Origin of the sequence: Lactiplantibacillus paraxiangfangensis (assembly GCF_036246185.1) — a bacterium.
Taxonomy (GTDB): domain Bacteria; phylum Bacillota; class Bacilli; order Lactobacillales; family Lactobacillaceae; genus Lactiplantibacillus; species Lactiplantibacillus paraxiangfangensis.
Genome location: NZ_BTPW01000010.1, coordinates 1 through 20,357 on the forward strand (window position 1 = coordinate 1; position 20,357 = coordinate 20,357).

27 protein-coding genes, 1 tRNA gene and 1 other annotated feature are annotated in these 20,357 nt (G+C 45.8%); of the genes, 23 read left to right on the top strand and 5 right to left on the bottom strand.

Features of this window, described 5'->3' with window-relative positions:
* Positions 1-194 precede the first annotated feature (194 nt).
* The 3 genes from AAA939_RS06625 to AAA939_RS06635 all read right to left on the bottom strand — a co-directional run bounded on the left by AAA939_RS06625 (position 195) and on the right by AAA939_RS06635 (position 1,493).
* A complete protein-coding gene (locus tag AAA939_RS06625; protein ID WP_338230643.1) occupies positions 195-521 on the bottom strand; it encodes a hypothetical protein in 327 nt (108 codons plus the stop codon).
* A 287-nt stretch (positions 522-808) separates the two neighbouring features.
* Positions 809-882 (bottom strand) — tRNA-Arg (locus AAA939_RS06630).
* 44 nt (positions 883-926) lie between these two features.
* On the bottom strand, positions 927-1,493 hold the full coding sequence (locus AAA939_RS06635) for a hypothetical protein (protein ID WP_338210966.1): 567 nt from the start codon (positions 1,491-1,493) through the stop codon (positions 927-929).
* Between the two features lie 178 nt (positions 1,494-1,671).
* Here AAA939_RS06635 and AAA939_RS06640 point away from each other — a divergent pair, with 178 nt between their 5' ends.
* Positions 1,672-1,797: a hypothetical protein gene (locus tag AAA939_RS06640; RefSeq protein ID WP_272946843.1), complete on the top strand. Its 126-nt coding sequence runs from the start codon at positions 1,672-1,674 to the stop codon at positions 1,795-1,797.
* A 92-nt stretch (positions 1,798-1,889) separates the two neighbouring features.
* Here the strand turns inward: AAA939_RS06640 and AAA939_RS06645 are convergent, their stop codons facing one another.
* Positions 1,890-2,045, bottom strand: coding sequence for a hypothetical protein (locus tag AAA939_RS06645; RefSeq protein ID WP_157061125.1), 156 nt, complete (start codon positions 2,043-2,045; stop codon positions 1,890-1,892).
* A 325-nt stretch (positions 2,046-2,370) separates the two neighbouring features.
* Here AAA939_RS06645 and AAA939_RS06650 point away from each other — a divergent pair, with 325 nt between their 5' ends.
* The 19 genes from AAA939_RS06650 to AAA939_RS06740 all read left to right on the top strand — a co-directional run bounded on the left by AAA939_RS06650 (position 2,371) and on the right by AAA939_RS06740 (position 17,340).
* Positions 2,371-3,000 (top strand): TetR/AcrR family transcriptional regulator, encoded by a 630-nt coding sequence (locus AAA939_RS06650; protein ID WP_338210963.1) that lies wholly within the window; start codon positions 2,371-2,373, stop codon positions 2,998-3,000.
* 61 nt (positions 3,001-3,061) lie between these two features.
* Positions 3,062-3,136 (top strand) — a sequence feature (ribosomal protein L21 leader region).
* Positions 3,137-3,158: 22 nt separating this feature from the next.
* Positions 3,159-3,467 carry a 50S ribosomal protein L21 gene (rplU, locus tag AAA939_RS06655; protein ID WP_057707009.1) on the top strand — a complete coding sequence of 103 codons (309 nt, stop codon included), beginning with the start codon at positions 3,159-3,161 and terminating at the stop codon, positions 3,465-3,467.
* A gap of 21 nt (positions 3,468-3,488) precedes the next feature.
* A complete protein-coding gene (locus tag AAA939_RS06660) occupies positions 3,489-3,824 on the top strand; it encodes a ribosomal-processing cysteine protease Prp (protein ID WP_338210959.1) in 336 nt (111 codons plus the stop codon).
* Positions 3,825-3,848: 24 nt separating this feature from the next.
* The gene (gene rpmA, locus AAA939_RS06665) at positions 3,849-4,127 is read left to right on the top strand and encodes a 50S ribosomal protein L27 (RefSeq protein ID WP_057707011.1); all 279 of its coding nucleotides are present in this window, start codon (positions 3,849-3,851) and stop codon (positions 4,125-4,127) included.
* Between the two features lie 128 nt (positions 4,128-4,255).
* Complete coding sequence (locus AAA939_RS06670; protein WP_338230646.1) at positions 4,256-5,338, top strand: M24 family metallopeptidase; 1,083 nt, start codon at positions 4,256-4,258, stop codon at positions 5,336-5,338.
* 69 nt (positions 5,339-5,407) lie between these two features.
* Entirely contained in the window at positions 5,408-5,965 is a 558-nt protein-coding gene (gene efp, locus AAA939_RS06675) for an elongation factor P (protein WP_338210955.1), read from the top strand.
* 46 nt (positions 5,966-6,011) lie between these two features.
* Entirely contained in the window at positions 6,012-6,470 is a 459-nt protein-coding gene (locus tag AAA939_RS06680) for an Asp23/Gls24 family envelope stress response protein (RefSeq protein ID WP_057707014.1), read from the top strand.
* Positions 6,467-6,886 (top strand): transcription antitermination factor NusB, encoded by a 420-nt coding sequence (gene nusB / locus AAA939_RS06685; protein ID WP_338210952.1) that lies wholly within the window; start codon positions 6,467-6,469, stop codon positions 6,884-6,886. The genes AAA939_RS06680 and nusB overlap by 4 nt, the downstream gene beginning before the upstream one ends.
* 145 nt (positions 6,887-7,031) lie before the next feature.
* The gene (locus AAA939_RS06690; protein ID WP_338210950.1) at positions 7,032-7,889 is read left to right on the top strand and encodes a bifunctional 5,10-methylenetetrahydrofolate dehydrogenase/5,10-methenyltetrahydrofolate cyclohydrolase; all 858 of its coding nucleotides are present in this window, start codon (positions 7,032-7,034) and stop codon (positions 7,887-7,889) included.
* The gene (xseA, locus tag AAA939_RS06695) at positions 7,886-9,235 is read left to right on the top strand and encodes an exodeoxyribonuclease VII large subunit (RefSeq protein ID WP_338230648.1); all 1,350 of its coding nucleotides are present in this window, start codon (positions 7,886-7,888) and stop codon (positions 9,233-9,235) included. Before AAA939_RS06690 ends, xseA begins: the two co-directional genes overlap by 4 nt.
* Positions 9,228-9,467, top strand: coding sequence for an exodeoxyribonuclease VII small subunit (locus tag AAA939_RS06700; protein ID WP_338210945.1), 240 nt, complete (start codon positions 9,228-9,230; stop codon positions 9,465-9,467). Before xseA ends, AAA939_RS06700 begins: the two co-directional genes overlap by 8 nt.
* Positions 9,460-10,350 carry a polyprenyl synthetase family protein gene (locus tag AAA939_RS06705; RefSeq protein WP_338210987.1) on the top strand — a complete coding sequence of 297 codons (891 nt, stop codon included), beginning with the start codon at positions 9,460-9,462 and terminating at the stop codon, positions 10,348-10,350. Before AAA939_RS06700 ends, AAA939_RS06705 begins: the two co-directional genes overlap by 8 nt.
* Positions 10,351-10,363: 13 nt before the next feature.
* Entirely contained in the window at positions 10,364-11,179 is an 816-nt protein-coding gene (locus tag AAA939_RS06710; protein WP_338210943.1) for a TlyA family RNA methyltransferase, read from the top strand.
* An 87-nt stretch (positions 11,180-11,266) separates the two neighbouring features.
* Positions 11,267-11,725 (top strand): arginine repressor, encoded by a 459-nt coding sequence (locus AAA939_RS06715; protein WP_057707021.1) that lies wholly within the window; start codon positions 11,267-11,269, stop codon positions 11,723-11,725.
* 112 nt (positions 11,726-11,837) lie between these two features.
* Positions 11,838-13,532, top strand: coding sequence for a DNA repair protein RecN (gene recN, locus AAA939_RS06720; protein WP_338210941.1), 1,695 nt, complete (start codon positions 11,838-11,840; stop codon positions 13,530-13,532).
* A gap of 380 nt (positions 13,533-13,912) precedes the next feature.
* Positions 13,913-15,106, top strand: coding sequence for a betaine/proline/choline family ABC transporter ATP-binding protein (locus tag AAA939_RS06725; RefSeq protein WP_338230657.1), 1,194 nt, complete (start codon positions 13,913-13,915; stop codon positions 15,104-15,106).
* A complete protein-coding gene (locus AAA939_RS06730) occupies positions 15,106-15,738 on the top strand; it encodes an ABC transporter permease (RefSeq protein ID WP_057707024.1) in 633 nt (210 codons plus the stop codon). The genes AAA939_RS06725 and AAA939_RS06730 overlap by 1 nt, the downstream gene beginning before the upstream one ends.
* A 13-nt stretch (positions 15,739-15,751) precedes the next feature.
* Positions 15,752-16,687, top strand: coding sequence for an osmoprotectant ABC transporter substrate-binding protein (locus AAA939_RS06735; RefSeq protein ID WP_338210938.1), 936 nt, complete (start codon positions 15,752-15,754; stop codon positions 16,685-16,687).
* A complete protein-coding gene (locus AAA939_RS06740) occupies positions 16,687-17,340 on the top strand; it encodes an ABC transporter permease (RefSeq protein WP_338210936.1) in 654 nt (217 codons plus the stop codon). Before AAA939_RS06735 ends, AAA939_RS06740 begins: the two co-directional genes overlap by 1 nt.
* A gap of 161 nt (positions 17,341-17,501) precedes the next feature.
* Here the strand turns inward: AAA939_RS06740 and AAA939_RS06745 are convergent, their stop codons facing one another.
* Positions 17,502-17,846, bottom strand: a complete 345-nt coding sequence (locus tag AAA939_RS06745; RefSeq protein ID WP_338210934.1) for a hypothetical protein — start codon at positions 17,844-17,846, stop codon at positions 17,502-17,504.
* Positions 17,847-18,035: 189 nt separating this feature from the next.
* Here AAA939_RS06745 and gmk point away from each other — a divergent pair, with 189 nt between their 5' ends.
* The 3 genes from gmk (at position 18,036) to coaBC (ending at position 20,344) form a co-directional block, all read left to right on the top strand.
* Entirely contained in the window at positions 18,036-18,656 is a 621-nt protein-coding gene (gene gmk, locus AAA939_RS06750; protein ID WP_057707028.1) for a guanylate kinase, read from the top strand.
* Complete coding sequence (gene rpoZ, locus AAA939_RS06755) at positions 18,653-18,865, top strand: DNA-directed RNA polymerase subunit omega (protein ID WP_057707029.1); 213 nt, start codon at positions 18,653-18,655, stop codon at positions 18,863-18,865. Before gmk ends, rpoZ begins: the two co-directional genes overlap by 4 nt.
* A 255-nt stretch (positions 18,866-19,120) precedes the next feature.
* Positions 19,121-20,344: a bifunctional phosphopantothenoylcysteine decarboxylase/phosphopantothenate--cysteine ligase CoaBC gene (gene coaBC / locus AAA939_RS06760; protein WP_338210931.1), complete on the top strand. Its 1,224-nt coding sequence runs from the start codon at positions 19,121-19,123 to the stop codon at positions 20,342-20,344.
* The last annotated feature ends 13 nt before the right edge of the window (positions 20,345-20,357 follow it).

Consider the following 20,357-nt stretch of genomic DNA (forward strand, 5'->3'; position numbering starts at 1 on the left):
TGCTCAACTCGGCCTAAAGGCATAATAAAAGAGCCTCACACCAATAAAAAAATTGGTGTGAGACTAACTTGGTTGACGGACGACCCAATCCGGGGTTATCTGTGCTAACAATGGGTTAAGGGAAGCGACGCCCCTAACACTTAATAATTACGACAACTTAATGGTATTTCATCCTTTCTGTGTGAAATTTTCAATTAATATGAATCGGCAATTGCATGTACGATCTCGTTTCTTATTTGTGTTACGGTGTTTTGATCATGGAACTGTTTCAAGTAGTCGTGCATACTAATGGGATGGGCAATGCTGGTGTCTACTGAAATGAATCGTTGTGGACCATCATAGTACCCAATGAATGTGAATTTATTTTTACCATTCCGTAAATCAGTTAAAAAGTCGATTGCATCGGCTTCAATAAAAACATCTATTATATGACCGTCAATGTCAAACCACGTTTTTAGGCAGAGAGGGTTGAGTTGTTCAATTTTTAAATCATTACAAAAATTTCCAATTTGAATTTCCATGTTATCACCTCAAAGCAATTATACGAACAAACGTTCGCATAATCAATGGGTAATTTCATTAATAGTTGGATATTAGGTGATTTTGTATTTATTCATGTAATTGTATATAAAGAAATGAATGGAATTTCTTCTATAAAAGTATAGTCAAAATTACCCCTAAAAAATGATGTGCACATTTTTTTCACCAACCCGTCTATTTCTATCGAAAACTAAAAACAGGGAACCTCGCTAAACGTTGATTTAGCGGGATTCCTTAATTTCTGAACGGTGACTAATACACCCATATATGTCACGTGTGAGACTTGAACTCACAACCCTCCGCTTAGAAGGCGGATGCTCTATCCAGTTGAGCTAACATGACAACAACAAGATTTATTATAGATAAGAACGGGGGTGGTGTCAATCTTATTTAGCGTCTAAGTAGCGCTGGCTCAACTCCCGCAAGTCCTTTTTTAATTTATCCGTATCACCACCGGTCAACGCGACGTACATATAAAGATCAATATACAGCCGGTTGCCTTTTTGTGAAACGGCTCGATCCAGCTTCCGTCCTTTTGGCACCCAATTTTCCCGTGGTGCGACCAGCTCAATGATTAAAATATCTTCATTATTACTAAGGCGCTTGATATTGCGCCACGGGATGCGCCTAAAATTACGGGTGATCATCGGAGTTGCGATGCCTTCCGCGTTCACGTTTAAAACTTGGCAATGGCCCTGAAAGAATCGAACTAACATCTGATAAGCCGCAAATAAGCCACCGAACCCGAAGAGGCAGATGCTCAGCCATCCAATAATGTCATTTTCCAGAACGGAGACGTCACCGTATCGAAAACTATGAAACGCCGTGCTGAGCAGCGGCGCACCCCACGAGTCGGTGAGTGAATCAACCGCAAACCACGTAAAACCGGCGGCAATTAATAAGATCAAAATCGTACGGTAGGGGGTGACACGATAAATTAGTGGCCGGGACATTTTGGAACCTCCAGAAAGTTATAGGGATAGATAAAATGGACACTCATATGATTAACGTGCTGTTATTGTTTAAGAAAGTTTAAAGAAGAAGGTAAAAATGCTTAAACTCAAACTTTTTTCTTGAAATATGTTTGTAACAAAACGATAATATAAACGTAACAGGGAAGGAGAATCACTTATGGGTCCAGTATTAGCAATTATCTTAATTTTAGCCATCGCGGGTGGCGTTCAGTACTACTCTAATTTTGTCACAAAAGAGAACGCGGCAAGCAAACATTTCACTGCGTCCCGTAATAACCGTTAGGCCTACGGGAGATTCTTATCAATGCACACATGTGCTTATACAATCAAACTATTAAAAAAGAACTGATCAACAATTGATCAGTTCTTTTTTAATTACTTGATTTTTGGAGTGTGTTCGATGGTTTCAGTCTTACCAGCGGCCCAACGTTGGATCGCTGCAGTTTGCTTTTCGCGACGAATGCGCTTTTGCTTGTCAGCAACTGGCCGACGTGAAGCCCAAGTGTTATATGGTTTTGCAACAACAGTCATAAGAGTATGTCCCTCCTTTGATTAGTCCAATAACGACTATATTAAAACAAGTATAGCGTAAATTGCAACCGAATTTTACGGAAAAGGTGCCTTTCCCTGAAAAAATTGCATTTTCATTATACCCAATCCAACCGAAAGTTGTCAAGGTATTATCCTTTACAGGAAAGCTAATTTAGATCCATTAAGCCCCAAATGATTAACCAAACCGAACGATTAATCACTGGTTATAGACGTTCGCAGTCAAATTGTCCGCCACACGCGGATTGTTAGACACTTTTGGGAAATGATGCTATATTACTTTTAGTTAGAAAGTAGGGAAGTTATCATGAGTCACGATGTTGACCCCCGTGTCGATAAGACGCGCCGGCGTTTACGCCAAGCATTAATTACATTATTACAAACTGAAACCGTTGAAAATATTTCCGTCCAAAAATTAACGAGTACCGCTGCGGTCACCCGCGGAACCTTTTATCTTCATTATAAAGATAAACCTGATTTTGTTGATCAAGCGTTGGAAGACCTTGTCACGGAATTATTTGACCAGGCCGTCGTTACAGTGGGCATCGGGGACATTATTACTAACCCGGTGGACCCCTTACGCCGCGTCCAAGTTCTGTCCTTATCACGGGCATTAGGCTACATTGACCAGCATGCCGATGCGTTTAAGACGCTGCTGCTGGAGCAACGCCAATTGGCCGTTAACCGCCGGATTAATCAGCAACTAACGAAGTGGATGGAAAACTTCTATCACGATTTTGAAGACCAGTTCACCGACCTAGAAGTGCCGGTCAGTATTCAAATCGCGTACTACGTTTCCGCTACCGTTGGCCTGATTACGGATTGGCTCGCCAATGACATGATTTACACGCCGCGTTACTTAACTAAGTGCATTAAAAAGATGCATCATTTGATGACGGCACGCAGCATTAGTTTTACAGATTTCTTTGTCCAATGAAACTCTTACTTGACTATTGCAAAGAAATTTGATAACATTTTCCTGTTGTATTTGTGGACTTCTACAGCTACAACCGCACGAGTTGAGTATTAAGTCCGGCTTACTGGCGCTTAACTTGGCGAGTCTAAGTGATTCATAATTTAAGGAGGTGCACAAACGTGTACGCAATTATTGTAACTGGTGGTAAACAATATAAAGTTGAAGCAGGTCAAGCAATCTATGTTGAAAAACTTGATGCTGCAGCTGGTGACAAGGTTACTTTTGATCAAGTAGTCTTTGTCGGCGGCGACACAACCAAGATTGGTACTCCTACTGTTGATGGTGCGACGGTTGAAGGTACTGTTGAAAAACAAGGCCGTGACCGTAAAGTGGTTACTTTCAAGTACAAGGCTAAAAAAGGCCAACATACTAAGAAGGGTCATCGCCAACCATACACTAAGGTAACGATCGACACAATTAATGCATAATTAAGAAAGTAGGCATTCTTCATGATTCAGGCAACCATTTCTCGTAATCACAACGGTCAGGTGACCGCTTTTAAATTAACGGGACATGCTGATTCAGGTGCTTATGGACAAGACATCGTCTGTGCGGCGGTTTCGGTGTTAGCAATTAGTACGATCAATGGGATCGAACAAGTTGCGCACCTCAAACCCACGGTTCAGAGTGATGAAACTAACGGGGGCCTTTTAATTGCGGATTTTACTAAGCTAGACTTAGGCAATCGACAATTACAAACGTTACTTGCGAGCTTCACACTCGGATTAAACGATGTTGAAGCGAATTATGGTGATTACATCCATGTTCGCGAACAAACACGATAACCACATTCGGAGGTGGACTTTACTATGTTAATGAACTTGCAATTCTTCAGTCACCATAAAGGTGGCGGTTCAACTGCCAACGGTCGTGATTCAGCTGGTCGGCGTTTAGGTGCCAAGCGTGCTGATGGCCAAACGGTTAAGAATGGTAACATTCTATATCGTCAACGCGGAACTCATATTTACCCAGGTGTAAACGTTGGTCGCGGTGGTGACGATACGTTATTTGCAATGGCAGACGGTGTCGTTCGTTTTGAACGTAAAGGTCGCGACAAGCGCCAAGTCTCTGTTTACCCAGCAGAATAATTTTTTGAAGAGCCTCTGCGGGGGCTCTTTTTTTTCGAGAGTGGTTCGGGTCACATTCCGTAGTTTAGCCCTATTTATAACCTCAATTCATCAGTTTTGATAAACTTTGGTATAATGGAGCCTGTAGTATGGATGGGAGTGATTCAGTGTCAAGTCGAATTGAACGATTACAACAAACCTTTGAACAGCTCAAAATTGATGCGTTCTTAGTTTCCAGTGAAGCCAACCTGCACTATTTAACGGGCATGGCTGACATGGCCGGTGATGGTTACTTGCTCGTATTAGCGGACGATGCGTACCTCATTACGGACGCGCGTTATCAGACGGCGTTTGCCGGACAGTATGATGCGGAACACTTAGTCATCACCCGGGACTATCTTGGGGCCGTTTGCACGTTAATTGCGCAAATGCACACCGACGTCATGGGCTTTGAAGATGACTTGCCGTACGCGGCTTACAGTTATCTGGATGAGAACCTTGTCAGTGACTTAGTCGCATTGCCCGCTGTCGTCGATACGTTACGTGTAACGAAGGACGCGAGTGAAATTGCTAAGTTGCGTGCGTCTGCACGACTAGCCGATGCGGGCTTTGAATACGTGACGAGTATCGTCCGTCCGGGCATGCGGGAAATTGATGTCAGCAACTTGCTAGATGCCTTTATGCGCAGCCACGGTGCCAGCAACGCGTCGTTTACAACAATCGTCGTTGGTGGTGCCCGCGCAGCGCTCCCACACGGCACGGCGTCAACAGCGTTACTTGAAGCTGGTCAAATGGTCACGTTGGATTTCGGCTATTTCTTGGATGAGTACACTTCCGATATGACCCGGAATTTTGCATTAGGAGAACCGGATGCTAAGCTAAAGGTGGCTTATGCAGCTGTCAAAACGGCCCAAGACATGGTCGTCTCGCAGGTGCGTCCCGGCGCGAATAGTGCGGAACTAGATGCGGTTGGCCGTGATTTTCTGACGCAAGCTGGTTATGGGGAAGCCTTTAACCACGGCATGGGTCACGGAATCGGGCTAGCCATTCATGAAGATCCGTTAATCTCCAAAAATACAAATAATCAATTAGTTGCTAACAGCGTGGTCACCGTTGAACCTGGGGTCTATTTCCCAGGGTTAGGTGGTATGCGGATCGAAGACGACGTGTTAGTAACACCAACGGGTCACGAACGCTTGACTAAAGCGACCCGTGAATTGCTTATTTTATAGTTAAGACAGTTGTCATGACGGCTCTGTCTTGTTATAGTAATAAAGATATCTTCTAGGAGGACTTAAAATATGATTTCGACTGCAGATTTTAAAAATGGTTTAACCATTGAAGTAGACAACGCAATTTGGCGCATCGTGGAATTCCAGCACGTTAAGCCAGGTAAGGGTGGCGCGTTTGTTCGTTCAAAGCTTAAGAACTTACGGACTGGTGCCGTTCAAGATAAGACTTTCCGTGCCGGTGCGCGGATGGAACAAGCCCCAATCGATAAGAGTACGATGCAGTACCTTTACGAAGATGGCGGTAGCTACGTTTTTATGAACACCGAAACTTACGAACAAATTGAAATTCCTGGGGACCACATTCAAACTGAATTGAAATTCTTGAAGGAAAACATGGAAGTTCAAGTTACGATGTATAACAACGAAGTGTTAGGTATTGATTTACCAAACACGGTTACCTTGGAAGTTTCTGAAACGGAACCCGGCATCAAGGGTGATACTGCTTCAGGTGGTTCAAAACCAGCTACCTTGGAAACTGGTGCGATTATTCAAGTGCCATTCTTCGTTAAAGCTGGCGACAAGTTGATCGTTAACACGGTTGACAGCACCTACGTTTCACGGGCTTAATTCAATAGCTTAGAACCGGCAAACATGGAATTGGAGGAATGTCGACATGGCTGACAGTAGCAATATTACGTTACAAAGTGAAGAACCCAGCTTAGGACAAATTCAAATTGCACCAGAAGTGCTTGAAATAATCGTTGGGATCGCGGTAAGCCAAATTGATGGCGTTAACCGGATGCAAGGAACGATTTCTTCCAGTGTAAATGAGTTGTTCGGTCGTAAGAAGAGTCTTGGTAAGGGTGTTAAGTTGACGATCGTTGACGACCAAATCAGTGTGGATGTCTATGCGTACTTGAACTACGGCGTGTCCGTACCAAAAGTGGCATTGGCCATTCAAGATAAGGTCAAACAACAGATTTTGTTCATGACCGATTTGGCGTTGAGCGAAGTTAACGTGCACATTACCGGGATCGTTACCGAAAAGACGGAGAGTGCCATTGATCCGAACAATCTTTTTGGCGATGAAGACCCCGAAGCTGATCAAAATGAAGATGGTGAAGAATCTTGAGTTTAACGCGTCATGAAATTCGGGAAAAAGCCTTTCAAGCTTTATTTGCCTTGAATGCTAACCCGGACGCTGATGAAAATCAGCTATTCCAACAGTTATTAAACCCGGACGAAGCGGATGAAATTGAAATCCCAGCTTACCTGAGTACGCTAGTAACTGGTGTTCGTGAACATCAAGCGGAATTGGACGCCCAGATTCAGTCATACCTAAGTAGCACGTGGTCGTTAGACCGGTTGGCAAAAACCGATTTAATTGTTCTACGTATTGCATTCTTCGAATTGAAGTACGTTGATGCCGTTCCTGCAAAGGTGGCCGTCAACGAAGCAATCGAATTAACCAAGGCTTTCAGCGATGATCGTTCACGGAAGTTCGTTAGCGGTGTGCTGGGTAAGACCGTTAAAAACGAATCTATTTAGTCTAAAACCGAACAATTATATGTTCAACCCTAAAAGTCTGGCGTTTTGCCAGACTTTTTTTAATAACTTATCATTCTACTGACTACTTTTTTTGCTGGGGATTATGCTAAAATAAAACCAGACAAAGAGAGGGAGCGTGGCACGCGTGACAAAGATTATTGATGGTAAGGCAGTCGCCAAGCAAGTCAACGAAGCAACTGCAAAGCAAGTTGCAGAACTCGTTGCCCAAGGCGTTCAGCCTGGAATTGCAGTTATTATCGTGGGGGAAGACCCTGCTAGTCAAATTTATGTGCGTAATAAGAACCGCAAGGCAACCAAATTAGGAATGCATTCGATTGTTCGTCAATTGCCAGCAACGACGACGCAAGAAGAATTATTAGCCATCATTGCTGATTACAACGCCGATGATCAGATTCACGGTATCTTAGTCCAGTCACCACTACCCAAACAAATTAACGAACCATTGATCACGATGGCGATTGACCCGCAAAAAGACGTGGATGGTTTTCACCCGGCCAATGTCGGCAAACTTGTCACTAATTTTCCCGGTCACTATCCAGTTGCCAACACGCCCCGCGGCATTATGACGATGCTCAAGGCCTATGATGTAAATCCTGCTGGTAAAACGGCGGTCGTGATTGGTCGGAGCACCATCGTTGGTAAGCCCATGGCGGCGTTGCTGACCAATGCGAATGCCACGGTCACGGTGGCCCATAGTCGGACGCGACATTTGAAAGACGTCGCTAAGACGGCGGACATTTTAGTCGTGGCGACGGGAATTACCCATCTGATCAGTGGTGAGGACATCAAGCCCGGCGCAACGGTTATTGACGTTGGTATGGACCGTGATGAAAATGGCAAGTTAACGGGTGACGTGGACTTTGATTCAGCGCAAGGCGTTGCCGGATTGATCACACCAGTACCTGGTGGGGTTGGTCCAATGACGATTGCAACCTTAATGCAAACCACGGTTGAACTCGCAAAATGGAGTGATCGTAAGTGAGTGACAGTCAACAATATTTGACAGTTTCCGCATTAACACAGTATTTAAAACGTAAATTTGAACTTGATCCCTATTTGGGCAAGGTGTTTCTGACCGGTGAAATTTCTAACTACCGGCCCCGACCAAATACGCACCAATACTTTAGCTTGAAGGATGACCACGCAAAGATTTCGGCGATTATGTTTAAATCAGCCTTTGCTAAGGTTAAATTTCGTCCCGAAGAGGGGATGAAAGTATTGGTCGTTGGTCGCATTGGGTTATACGAACCGAGTGGGAGCTACCAAATTTACGTTGAACGGATGGAACCGGACGGCGTAGGCGCGTTATACCAAGCCTACGAACAATTAAAAAAGAAGTTAGCGGCTGAGGGCTTATTTAATGCGCCCAAAAAGCCGCTTCCGCGTTTTCCAAAACGAATCGCCGTCGTGACGAGCCGTAGTGGGGCCGTTATTCGTGATATTATCACGACGGCCCGCCGCCGTTTCCCGATTGCACAAATTGCCCTATTTCCAGCACAAGTGCAAGGGGACGCTGCGGCACCTGAAATTGCGCGGCAAATTGAACGGGCGAACGCCGCCAATAACTTTGATACGTTGATTATTGGCCGTGGGGGTGGTTCGATCGAAGACCTTTGGCCATTCAATGAGGAAGTGGTCGCGCGGGCGATTGCGGCCAGCCAGCTCCCCGTTATTTCATCGGTTGGACATGAAACCGATACAACGATTGCTGACCTAGTCGCTGACGTGCGGGCTGCGACGCCGACTGCGGCCGCTGAATTAGCGGTACCGGTTTATAATGACGTGCTGTTGCAACTGAAGCAGGACCAAACGCGGGTATTAAACTCGTTTCAAAATCTTGTCCAGCGTGACCGTCAACGCTTGAACAAGCTCAGTACGTCGTACGTCTTTACGCAGCCTAACCGGTTATATGAGGGCTACTTGCAAAAATTAGACTTCTTGAATGAACGGCTCAAACAGGCCGGACAAGCCAACGTTAACCAAGCTGAGCAACAGTATCAGCGTTTAGCCCAACGTTTGGTGCAACGGACGCCAATTCACCAAGTCAATCAGGCGCAGACGCAACTGACGAACCTGACACAGCGGCTTCAACGCAGTACCCAACTCGTGATGCAGGGTAAGCGTCAACAGCTAACCCAAACGGTACAATCATTGGACTTATTGAGCCCATTGAAGATCATGGGGCGGGGATACGCGTTTGTGACGGCTGATGAACAAGTCGTGCACACGGTCAAGCAGTTAAAGCCGCAACAAGCCGTTGCCGTTCATTTTGCGGACGGCACCGCTCAAGCACAAATTACGAGTACGGAGGAAATCGATAATGGCTGAACAACCAACCTTTGAACAAAATTTAAATCAATTAGAAACCATCGTTAACCAATTGGAACAAGGCGACGTGCCGTTGGAACAAGCGTTAGATCAATTCCAAAAGGGCGTTGCTTTGAGCAAACAGCTGCAAACGACATTGGAAGGCGCTGAAAAAACGCTGACTAAGATGATGGATGAAAATGGTAATGAAGTCCCATTTGAACAAGCAAAGCCGGATGATCAAAATGACTAAGCAGCGGTTAGCTGATTTTGAAGCAACCTGGGTCCCACGGATCAATACCTACTTGGATGAAAATCTACGGGAGGGCAGTGACCGCGAGACTTTGACCGCTGCGATGCGCTACTCAGTACTAGCTGGGGGGAAACGGTTACGGCCACTCTTGACCTTAGCCGTCTTAACGACTTTTGAGCAAGCAATTACGGCTGCCCATTTGCGGTCAAGCGTTGCTGTTGAATTAATGCATACTTATTCGTTGATTCACGACGACCTTCCTGCCATGGACAACGATGCACTACGCCGTGGTGAACCAACGAGTCACGTTAAGTTTGGTGAAGACATCGCCATTTTAGCGGGTGATGCGTTGCAACCACTTAGTTTTCAATGGATTGCCGACAGTGGGTTAGCACCGGACGTGATTGCGCAACAAACGTTGGCCTTAGCGCAAGCGACGGGACCGCGTGGGATGGTTGCGGGACAAGTCGCCGATGTTCAGAATACGGGCCATCAGTTAGACTTACCCGCGTTACAACAGTTGCACCGGGAAAAGACCGGGGCGTTGATCCACTACGCTGTTCAAGCGGGCATTTTACAATCACCAGTCCCAGCTCCCGTTGCTAGCGAGTTATTAAAGTTTGCCGATGCGTTCGGATTAGCTTTTCAGATTTATGACGATATCTTAGATGTGACGAGTACCCCAGCACAGTTGGGTAAGGCGACGCATAAAGATGCCGGTGAACAGAAGAATACTTATCCGGAATTGCTCGGCTTAGCGGGTGCTAACGATGCCCTGAATACGGCGGTTAAAACGGCCCAGACGGCGTTACAAAAGGCGGCTGATCTCAGTCAACGCGACTTTGACCTGTTAGCTTCATTTTTGACGTACTTCACAAATTAGAGGAATTATTTAGATGGAAAAAGAACGAATTGACGTATTATTAGTACAACAGGGTTTATTTGATACCCGAGAAAAAGCGAAGCGCGCAGTCATGGCCGGTGAAATCTTAGGTGTGAATGAAGAACGCCTAGATAAACCTGGAATGAAGATCCCAGTGACAACTGAATTACACTTGAAGGGCAAACCAATGCCCTACGTTTCGCGTGGGGGACTTAAGCTCGAAAAGGCCTTAAAGAGTTTTGACATCGACGTCACGGACCGGACAGTTTTAGATATCGGTTCTTCGACCGGGGGCTTTACTGACGTGATGCTCCAAAGTGGCGCCAAAATGAGCTACGCACTGGACGTTGGTAGCAACCAATTAGTCTGGAAGTTGCGTCAAGATCCACGGGTCGTCGTGATGGAACACACGAATTTCCGCTACAGTAAGTTAGCAGATTTCAAGGAAGGCCAACCAAGTTTTGCTTCCATTGACGTGTCGTTTATTTCACTACACCTGATTCTGCCACCACTTCATGAAATCATTGAAAATGGTGGTGAGGTCGTGGCACTCATCAAGCCACAATTTGAAGCGGGCCGTGAAAACGTGGGTAAGCACGGCATCGTTCGTGATCACGCGGTCCATACGGCCGTTTTGACCGACATTGTCGATTTTGCGGTGGCTGCCGGTTATAACGTTTTAGGGTTAGATTATTCACCAATCAAAGGTGGCGAAGGGAACATCGAGTTCTTAATTCACCTGCAAGCAACTGACCAAACAGCGACAGTGGCACCAACCGTCTCCGTTGAACAGACGCAACAATCCGCATACGACCAATTGAATAAGTAGTGAATTTAAAATCCAGTCTTTCATATTTATGCAAAATGGCTTATGATGTGTTTAAATAGATGTGAATAAGACGCCGGGGGTGATCGGGTGAAAAAGCAAGAGCGCCAGCGCTACATTAAACGATTATTAAGTTCAAACGAAATTGAACGACAAGAAGACTTTGTCAGTTTACTACGTGCCGAAAATATTGAGGTGACCCAAGCAACCATCTCAAGAGACATTAAAGATATGCAACTGGTCAAGGTTCCCTCGGCGACGGGTGGCTACCATTATAGTATGCCGGTCCAAAAGCAAATGGACACAGAAAAAAAGCTCAAGCGGACGCTGAAGGATGCGTACGTTTCCTATGCGACGCAGGATAAGTTCGTCTTGATTAAGGTGTTACCCGGTAACGGTCCGGCGTTAGCGACTTTAATTGAAACGATGCACTATGACGAAGTATTCGGTACGATTGGTGATGACGCGACCGTGCTGATTATTTGTAAATCCTTGGCATTGACCCTCGATTTACAACAGAAAATTCAACGTCTCTTAAGCGATAACTAAGTTTAGTTATTGATCGACCTGTTCACGTTCGTGTCAGGTCGCTTTTTTTAGACGACGACGTAGATTGAACCAGTAGGAAAAACGTTTAATTGAGTTTCAGGAGGGTATCGGTGTGTTACAAGAATTATCAATTACAAATTTTGCTATCATCGAACATTTAGACATTGCATTTGAAAATGGTATGACCGTACTGACCGGGGAAACCGGGGCTGGTAAATCGATCATCATTGATGCGGTCGGTCTGTTAGCCGGCGGTCGCGGGTCCCAGGAATTCATTCGGACCGGCGCCGATAAAGCGGTGCTACAAGGGATGTTTATTTTACCGGCCGATGGCGTTACCGCTAAGATGTTGGACGAAGCCGGAATTGACCATACGGATAACACGGTCATCTTACAACGGGAAATTGCCAAAAGTGGGCGCAACACTTGCCGAATTAACGGGATGTTGGTCAACACGACGACGTTGAAACGGATTGGCGAGACCATCGTCGATATTCATGGCCAAAATGAACACCAAGAATTGATGCAACCGGAAAAGCACCTGGGGTTACTAGATGAATTTGCGACGGCTAAGATTCGTAAGCTCAAACGGCAATATACCGAACAATACCACGACTACCAGCAGTTAAATCAGGAACTCCGCCAAAAAAACGCCAACGAAAAAGAATGGGCGCAGCGCTTAGATATGCTGAATTTTCAGGTGGACGAGATTGCGGCGGCCCAAGTTAAAGTCGGTGAAGAAGCTGAGTTAACAGCCGAACGGGATCGGTTAGATAATTATCAGACCATTAACCAGGCTCTGCAGCAAAGCTATACCCTCCTTGCAGCCGGTGAGGAGACGCAGGGTGCGGTTGACATGGTCGGAACGGCCATGAACGCGTTGGAACCGATTGCGAATTTGGACCCCGCGTTTAATGAAATTGCCATGAACGTTAAGAATGCGTTTTATGGACTCCAGGATGCGTCTGGTCAAATTTCAAACCAATTGGATCTGCAAGAGTTCGACGAGGGGCGTTTAGATGAAATTGAGCAACGGTTAGACGTTCTCAGTCAGCTGAAGCGCAAATACGGTGATTCTGAGCAACAAATTTTGGACTACTATCAAAAAATTGCCGCGGAACTGGCCAAGATGACTGATTCTGAAGAGAACAGTGAAGGCTTGTCTCAGCGGGTTACTGAGCAAAAGCAAGCGTTGCTCAAGACCGGGGAGGCGTTGTCCGATCGCAGACGGACGGCGGCCAAGTCCCTTCAACGGCAAATTCATCAGGAATTAAAAGACCTGTATATGGATAAAGCCGTCTTTGAAGTTCGTTTTAAACCGACGAACGGACAGATTTTTCGGAGTGGCTTGGATAGTGTTGAATTTTATATTCAAACGAACCCCGGTGAAAAGATGCGGCCGCTGGCAAAGATTGCGTCTGGGGGAGAACTTTCCCGGATGATGCTGGCGTTAAAGACGATTTTTTCCGAATCACAGGGGATTACAAGTATTATCTTTGATGAAGTTGATACGGGGGTCAGTGGCCGGGTGGCACAAGCCATTGCTGAAAAAATCAGTGGCATTGCCCGGTTCTCGCAAGTGCTATGTATTACGCACTTACCGCAAGTGGCGGCGATGAGTGACCACCATTACTTTATTGCCAAAAAAATCACGGGTAACCGAACTAAGACGAGTGTGACTAAGTTGACCGACCACCGTCGGGTCCAAGAATTGGCCCGGATGTTAGCCGGAACAAAGGTCACTAAACTATCAGTGGAACACGCTGAAGAACTGTTGCGGTTAGCCAGTGAAGCTAAAGTCGAGTAATTATCCAAAAGAGTGGGGCAAAAGGCGGTCAGTTTGTGAGCATTAACGTAAAATCAGCGATTATTCCTGGGCTTGGAATGGTCGCTGATTTTGGGTTAAGCGGAACAAATTGCCTTTTGTCCCACGTTTCGACCATAGTAATAAGGAAAGCCATTCTGAAATAGTTGATATTTCTGAATGGCTTTTTGCGTTTTGTCTCCCACTCTTTAGTGATTGTGAATATTAGCGCATAAAAAGCAGTTCTGTGCCCGAAATTCCGCATTTACATGGCATGTTGTTTGCAATTTACTTTTAATATACGTTATGCTAATTAGGGTACAGTTTATTAAGTGAACTGAATAAGCAGAAAAATGATTGGAGTGATGAGGTTGTTTCTGACAATGGAACATTTGAACAAGACGTATCCTGGTGGCAAAGTCGCCGTTGAAGATTTTAATCTGGAAATCGAAAAAGGTGAGTTTGTTTGTTTCATCGGGACTTCTGGTTCAGGTAAAACGACGACCATGCGGATGATCAATCGGATGTTAAGTCAGACTTCCGGCACTATCAAGTTAAATGGCGAAGATATCAGTAAGATGGACCCAGTGAAATTACGCCGCCAAATTGGCTACGTGATTCAAAACATCGGGCTGATGCCACACATGACGATTAGAGATAATATCACCTTAGTGCCGCGTTTACTTAAATGGCCACAAGATAAGATGGACGAACGGGCCAAAGAAATGATTAAGCTGGTTGAATTACCAGAAGATTACTTAGACCGCTATCCATCCCAGTTATCAGGTGGGCAACAGCAACGGATCGGGGTTGTTCGGGCGTTAGCTGCGGACCAAGACTTAGTTTTAATGGATGAACCTTTTGGGGCTTTGGACCCAATTACTCGTGAAGCCTTACAAGACTTGGTCAAAGATTTACAGGAACGCTTGGGTAAGACCTTCGTATTTGTGACCCATGATATGGATGAAGCGTTGAAGCTATCAACCCGGATCGTCATCATGGACGGTGGCGAAATCATGCAAGTTGATACGCCAGACGGTATTTTACGCCATCCTGCTAACGAATTCGTTGAGAATTTGATTGGGAAAGACCGGTTGATTCAAGCGCGGCCAAGTATAACGACCGTTGGGCAAGTGATGCTCAAAGACCCAATCGCAACGACCCCGGGCAAGTCTTTGACCGATGCGTTGCGGTTAATGCATGATAAGCGAGTTGACTCACTGTTAGTGACTGACGAAGCGGGCATCTTAAAAGGTGTGATTGGCATTGAAGACGTGGATTATAACTTTAATTCCGCAACCAGTGTCAGTGACATCATGAAGAAGGACCTGTTCTATGTTCAGTCCAATTCATTGATTCGTGATACCGTTGAGCGGATTTTGAAACGGGGCTTGAAAAACATCCCCGTCGTTGATGACAATCACCGGCTAGTCGGAATCGTGACACGGGCAACCTTGGTTGATATCGTGTACGATGCGCTCTGGGGCGATGAAGAGGCAGATGAAGAAACGAACAACATTCACCACGGGGAGGACGAAGACGCCGACTCCGCGCGTGCCAAGGGCGGTGAAGCCTAATGATGAGTTTCTTACAAACTTACGGGGCTCAGCTGCTAGTTAAAACCTGGCAACACCTGTACATCTCGGCTTTTGCGCTGTTACTCGGCGTGATCGTTGCGGTGCCCATCGGGGTCTTATTGACCCGTGCGAATGGGACCGTGGCCAACGTGGTAATGTCGATTGCCAGTATGTTACAAACGATTCCCGCAATGGCGCTATTAGCGTTGATGATTCCGTTCTTTGGGATTGGGAAGATTCCGGCAATCGTGGCGCTGTTCATTTATTCGCTATTGCCGATTTTACGTAATACCTATTTAGGGATGAAAGACGTCGAGCCGGCGTTGATTGATGCCGCTAAAGGGATGGGCATGACGAGTGGTCAGTCGATCATTAAAGTCGAAGTACCCATGGCTGCACCGGTCATCATGTCTGGGATTCGGTTATCAGCAACGTACGTGATTGCTTGGGCCGCATTAGCTTCCTATATTGGTGCTGGTGGCCTTGGGGACTTTATTTTCAATGGTTTAAACCTTTACCGAACTGACCTGATTTTAGGTGGGTCAATTCCAGTTATCATCCTGGCCCTCGTTGTGGATTGGTTACTCGGCAAGCTCGAAGCCGCTGTTACCCCACGGACAACACAGGCGTAAGGGGGATAACGAGATGAGAAAATTTAAAAAATGGATTTTAGGCGTTATCGCGACGATTGCGAGTGGTGTCTTACTTGCTGGTTGCGGTTTCCCTGGTTTGTCGGGGACGTCTTCTGACACGGTTCGAATTGCCTCACAAAATACGACGGAACAACAAATTATGGCGTACGTGATTCAGGATATGATTCAGCACTATTCTAAACTGAACACGACAATCATTAATAACTTGGGTTCTGGGACGGTTAGTTTCAACGCTTTGAAAAATAACCAGGCCGATATTTCATCGATTCGTTTTACCGGGACCGATTTAACGACGATTTTAGGTGAAACCGCCGATCGGGGCAATGTGAAGGCGACTGATGACAAAGTTCGTTCACAGTTTAATTCGAAGTACCACATGACGTACTTCCCATCCTATGGGTTCGCCGATACGTACGCGTTTATGGTGACCCAAAAGACGGCTAAGAAGTACCATTTGAATTCGATTAGTGATATGAAAAAAGTCGCTTCTAAGTTAACGGTCGGGTTGGACCAAACTTGGCTGGAACGGAAGGGTGACGGTTACGACGACTTCCAGAAGTTGTACGGCTATAAATTTGGGAATACTTACCCGATGCAAATTGGGTTAGTTTACGACGCGTTGGAATCTGGTAAGATGGATGCCATCTTAGGTTATTCGACGGATGGTCGGATTGGTAGTTACGATCTTAAGATTTTGAAAGATGATCGTAACTTCTTCCCCCCATATAATGCCAGTGCCGTTGCAACGAACAAAGTCTTAAAAGAACATCCACAATTGAAGCCAATTTTGAGTCGTTTGAACGGTAAAATCGATTTGAAGACGATGCAAAACTTAAACTACAAGGTGGATAACAACTTAGTTGAACCAGAAGTGGTTGCTAAGCAATTCCTAGAACAACATAACTACTTTGAAGGGAGTGACAAGTAATGGCACACATGAATTTGCTGCAGCAATTGGGTTATTACTACCAACAAAACGGTGCGTACGTGCTTAGCCAATTTACCCGTCATTTTCTAATTTCAATTTATGGGGTGTTGTTTGCGGCCATTATCGGGATTCCAATTGGGATCTTTATTGCGCATCACAGTAAGTTAAGTGCGGCGGTCATTGCGATTGCCAACGTGATTCAGACGGTACCGTCGTTAGCGATGCTGTCGATCATCATGATTGGGTTAGGCTTAGGTGTGAACACCGTGATTGTCACGGTCTTCCTATACGCCTTACTCCCAATTATCAAGAACACTTACACGGGGATGCGCAACGTTAGCCCTAGCATTCTTGATTCTGGTAAGGGGATGGGGATGACTCGCTGGCAGATTTTACGCATGGTCGAGTTACCACTCTCACTATCAGTGATCATGGCCGGGTTGCGGAACGCGCTCGTGCTAGCAATTGGGATTACAGCGATTGGGACCTTCGTTGGTGCCGGTGGCTTAGGAGACATCATTATTCGGGGAACTAACGCCACGAATGGTGGGGCCATCATCTTAGCCGGGGCATTACCAACGGCCTTAATGGCGATTATTTCCGATACGGTCTTAGCTTGGATTGAAAAGCGGGCCGATCCAACTCAAAAGTAAGGTAAACAAAAAGATTGATTTACAGGTCACCCACCGTACTCATTCAGGGAAGTAGGGTCGGGCTGTAACATCAATCTTTTTAATTTGCGGTTAAAACACTTCAACCAATATGCAAGGTTGTATTAGCTGAAATTTCATCTTTAACCGCAAGTCATATCATTTTAATTAAGTGGTGCGCGTTTAATATAGCGAATCATCGTTGGTTCAATCAGGTGCGTGACGTGTTGGTGACGGTTGACCAAGACTAACTGGCCACTCGCCAGCGTTTTGAGCACCCCGTGAATATCATAGGGATGAGTCTCCGTTAGGCTGGGTTGCATTTGTAACATGATCCGGTAGTGTTGCGTTTGAGCTTGCTTTAAGAACAAATCCCGCTGGAAAGCCGGCATCGTTGGCAGTAACGGCGCAACGATGGTCGGGGCAGCGATGAAGTCGTCCATAAATTGACGGTAGGAAGCTTGTAAATTTTTGGAAATTAATTTTAAATTAGATTGTTGATTTTGCATGTTGGCCACCTCGAACATTTGTTTGTGTTTTCATTATACGAACAAGCGTTCTAAAATGCAAGTCATAAATGACCAAAAATTTAGATTGGCAGATGTTAATCCGCGCAATCGCTTGATAAAACTTGCAATCTAGGCTCAAAAAGTGCAAAATAATCTTTAAAACATATTTAATAAGGGGAATTTGCGATCATGGCGAAACAAGGCATGTTAATCGTCTTATCAGGTCCTTCGGGCGTTGGCAAGGGTACCGTCCGGAAGGAAATCTTTGACTCAGATGATAACGATTTTCAATATTCAGTCTCGATGACGACTCGGAAAATGCGTCCGGGTGAAGTTGATGGAAAGGACTACTATTTTGTCTCCAAAGATGAATTCGAGGATGAAATTAACAGCGGCGGTATGCTTGAATATGCCAAGTATGTTGACAATTACTATGGAACGCCCTTAAAATATATCAAGCAGTCTTTGGCCGCCGGTAAGGACGTTTTCCTAGAAATCGAAGTTAACGGTGCCATGCAAGTTCGCGAAAAAATGCCTGACGGTGTCTTTATTTTCTTGACACCACCCGATTTAATGGAACTCAAACACCGGATTATTGGCCGGGGCACGGATGACATGAGTGTCATCAATAAGCGGATGGCCAAAGCCGTCGATGAAATCAAGATGATGCGCAACTATGATTACGCGGTAATCAACGACGAAGTGCCGTTGGCTGCAGCGCGGATCAAAGCGATTATCAAGAGCGAACGTTACAGTGTGAAGCGGGTCATGCCCGAGTATGAAGAAATGTTAGGAGATGCGGAATCATGATCTTATATCCATCAGTTGATGACTTATTGAAACAGGTTAATTCACGTTACTCATTGATTATGCTAGCTAGCAAGCGGGCCCATGAATTAGATGCTGGGGCAACCCCAATGCTTAACGAATACAAATCCGTTAAGACGATTGGTCGGGCCTTAGAAGAAATCGCTGCCGGCGATTTAATGATCGACCCCGACGAAACTGACGAAAACTAGTTCCGCTAAATTAGCTGCGTAACCGGTATGGTTATTGTGGCGAGTGTCATAAAGAAATCCCTAGTTGGTCTGCAAAATGGCCAGCTAGGGATTTTTAGTTTGACTACAGGCGGCTTTGAACTACAACTCTGATGTAATTCTTGATACAATTAAACCATGTGTAGTTGCGACCATTAACGTTGTAACGAAAAACGGTTTTATAAATTTGAAAGTTTGGCTGGGAGTTTCGAGTTCGGCCACAAAGGACGTGAAATAGTGGATATTTGGAATAAACGGCACGTAACGGTGGTCATCAGTGGCGGGATTGCTAGTTACAAGGCGTTGCTATTGATTCGGCAATTGATGAAACGGGGGGCGACGGTGCGCGTCGCCATGACGGCCCACGCGGCAGAGTTTGTGACGCCACTGACGTTTCAAACCCTCACGCAACAACCAGTCGTATTAGATGAATTCACCACCACCGATCCTAAACACGTGGTCCACGTCGAGTTAGCTGATTGGACGGAGACCATGATTATGGTACCAGCGACAGCTAATCTAATTGCCAAAGTCGCTAATGGGATTGCAGATGACGCCGCAACGACGACGATTCTTGCAACCACCGCACCTAAGTTTGTGATTCCAGCGATGAATTCGCACATGTACGCCAACCCAGCAACGCAACGGAATTTAAACCAGTTAGTTGCGGACGGTCTGCACGTTTTGACGCCGGCGACGGGGATGCTTGCAGAGGGCTACAGTGGCAAAGGGCGGCTGCCTGAACCAGAAGTCATTATTGATTGGCTAACGGATCAGTTGATCCAATTAACGCCTAACTTACCGTTAGCCCACCAGCGCGTGCTGGTGACAGCGGGTGGCACGCGTGAAGCCATCGATCCGGTTCGATACATTTCAAATCGTTCTTCCGGTAAGATGGGATACGCGGTTGCTCAGGTTGCCCGTGAAATGGGTGCCGATGTGACCTTGATTAGTGCGACGGATCAGCTCGCCGTTCCAATGGGGGTTCACTTGGTTAAAGTCGCTTCGGCTGCTGAGTTGTTGACGGCCGTGAACACGGCGTTTCCGACGACGAACCTGTTAGTCATGGCGGCGGCTGTTTCTGATTATCGTCCGGTTCAGTCCGCCAATCAAAAGATCAAAAAACCAGCTGATCACGGTGACCTGACGCTCCAATTAACGGAAACACCCGATATTTTGAAACAACTAGCGCCGCAAAAAACGAGCCAGTACGTGGTCGGGTTTGCAGCTGAAACCCAGCACTTGCTAACCAATGCGCAACGTAAATTAACGCGTAAACAGTTAGATCTGTTGGTCGCTAATGATGTTTCGAAACCCGGGGTTGGGTTTAACGGTGATACGAACCAAGTCACGTTATTACGCCCAAACCAAGAACCCGTGAAAACGGCGTTATTATCAAAAATTGAAATTGCCCGGACCATTTTGACGACCGCGGTGGCCGATGGTGCGGTGAAAGCATAGCTATTAAGAGAGG

What these genes read in the sequence shown, in the direction of transcription:
- AAA939_RS06625 (WP_338230643.1), bottom strand. Translation starts at nt 521, where the DNA reads ATGGAAATTCAAATTGGAAATTTTTGTAATGATTTAAAAATTGAACAA.
- AAA939_RS06635 (WP_338210966.1), bottom strand. Translation starts at nt 1,493, where the DNA reads ATGTCCCGGCCACTAATTTATCGTGTCACCCCCTACCGTACGATTTTG.
- AAA939_RS06640 (WP_272946843.1), top strand. Translation starts at nt 1,672, where the DNA reads ATGGGTCCAGTATTAGCAATTATCTTAATTTTAGCCATCGCGGGTGGC.
- AAA939_RS06645 (WP_157061125.1), bottom strand. Translation starts at nt 2,045, where the DNA reads ATGACTGTTGTTGCAAAACCATATAACACTTGGGCTTCACGTCGGCCA.
- AAA939_RS06650 (WP_338210963.1), top strand. Translation starts at nt 2,371, where the DNA reads ATGAGTCACGATGTTGACCCCCGTGTCGATAAGACGCGCCGGCGTTTA.
- AAA939_RS06660 (WP_338210959.1), top strand. Translation starts at nt 3,489, where the DNA reads ATGATTCAGGCAACCATTTCTCGTAATCACAACGGTCAGGTGACCGCT.
- rpmA (WP_057707011.1), top strand. Translation starts at nt 3,849, where the DNA reads ATGTTAATGAACTTGCAATTCTTCAGTCACCATAAAGGTGGCGGTTCA.
- AAA939_RS06670 (WP_338230646.1), top strand. Translation starts at nt 4,256, where the DNA reads ATGGATGGGAGTGATTCAGTGTCAAGTCGAATTGAACGATTACAACAA.
- efp (WP_338210955.1), top strand. Translation starts at nt 5,408, where the DNA reads ATGATTTCGACTGCAGATTTTAAAAATGGTTTAACCATTGAAGTAGAC.
- AAA939_RS06680 (WP_057707014.1), top strand. Translation starts at nt 6,012, where the DNA reads ATGGCTGACAGTAGCAATATTACGTTACAAAGTGAAGAACCCAGCTTA.
- AAA939_RS06700 (WP_338210945.1), top strand. Translation starts at nt 9,228, where the DNA reads ATGGCTGAACAACCAACCTTTGAACAAAATTTAAATCAATTAGAAACC.
- AAA939_RS06705 (WP_338210987.1), top strand. Translation starts at nt 9,460, where the DNA reads ATGACTAAGCAGCGGTTAGCTGATTTTGAAGCAACCTGGGTCCCACGG.
- AAA939_RS06710 (WP_338210943.1), top strand. Translation starts at nt 10,364, where the DNA reads ATGGAAAAAGAACGAATTGACGTATTATTAGTACAACAGGGTTTATTT.
- AAA939_RS06725 (WP_338230657.1), top strand. Translation starts at nt 13,913, where the DNA reads ATGGAACATTTGAACAAGACGTATCCTGGTGGCAAAGTCGCCGTTGAA.
- AAA939_RS06730 (WP_057707024.1), top strand. Translation starts at nt 15,106, where the DNA reads ATGATGAGTTTCTTACAAACTTACGGGGCTCAGCTGCTAGTTAAAACC.
- AAA939_RS06735 (WP_338210938.1), top strand. Translation starts at nt 15,752, where the DNA reads ATGAGAAAATTTAAAAAATGGATTTTAGGCGTTATCGCGACGATTGCG.
- AAA939_RS06740 (WP_338210936.1), top strand. Translation starts at nt 16,687, where the DNA reads ATGGCACACATGAATTTGCTGCAGCAATTGGGTTATTACTACCAACAA.
- AAA939_RS06745 (WP_338210934.1), bottom strand. Translation starts at nt 17,846, where the DNA reads ATGCAAAATCAACAATCTAATTTAAAATTAATTTCCAAAAATTTACAA.
- gmk (WP_057707028.1), top strand. Translation starts at nt 18,036, where the DNA reads ATGGCGAAACAAGGCATGTTAATCGTCTTATCAGGTCCTTCGGGCGTT.
- rpoZ (WP_057707029.1), top strand. Translation starts at nt 18,653, where the DNA reads ATGATCTTATATCCATCAGTTGATGACTTATTGAAACAGGTTAATTCA.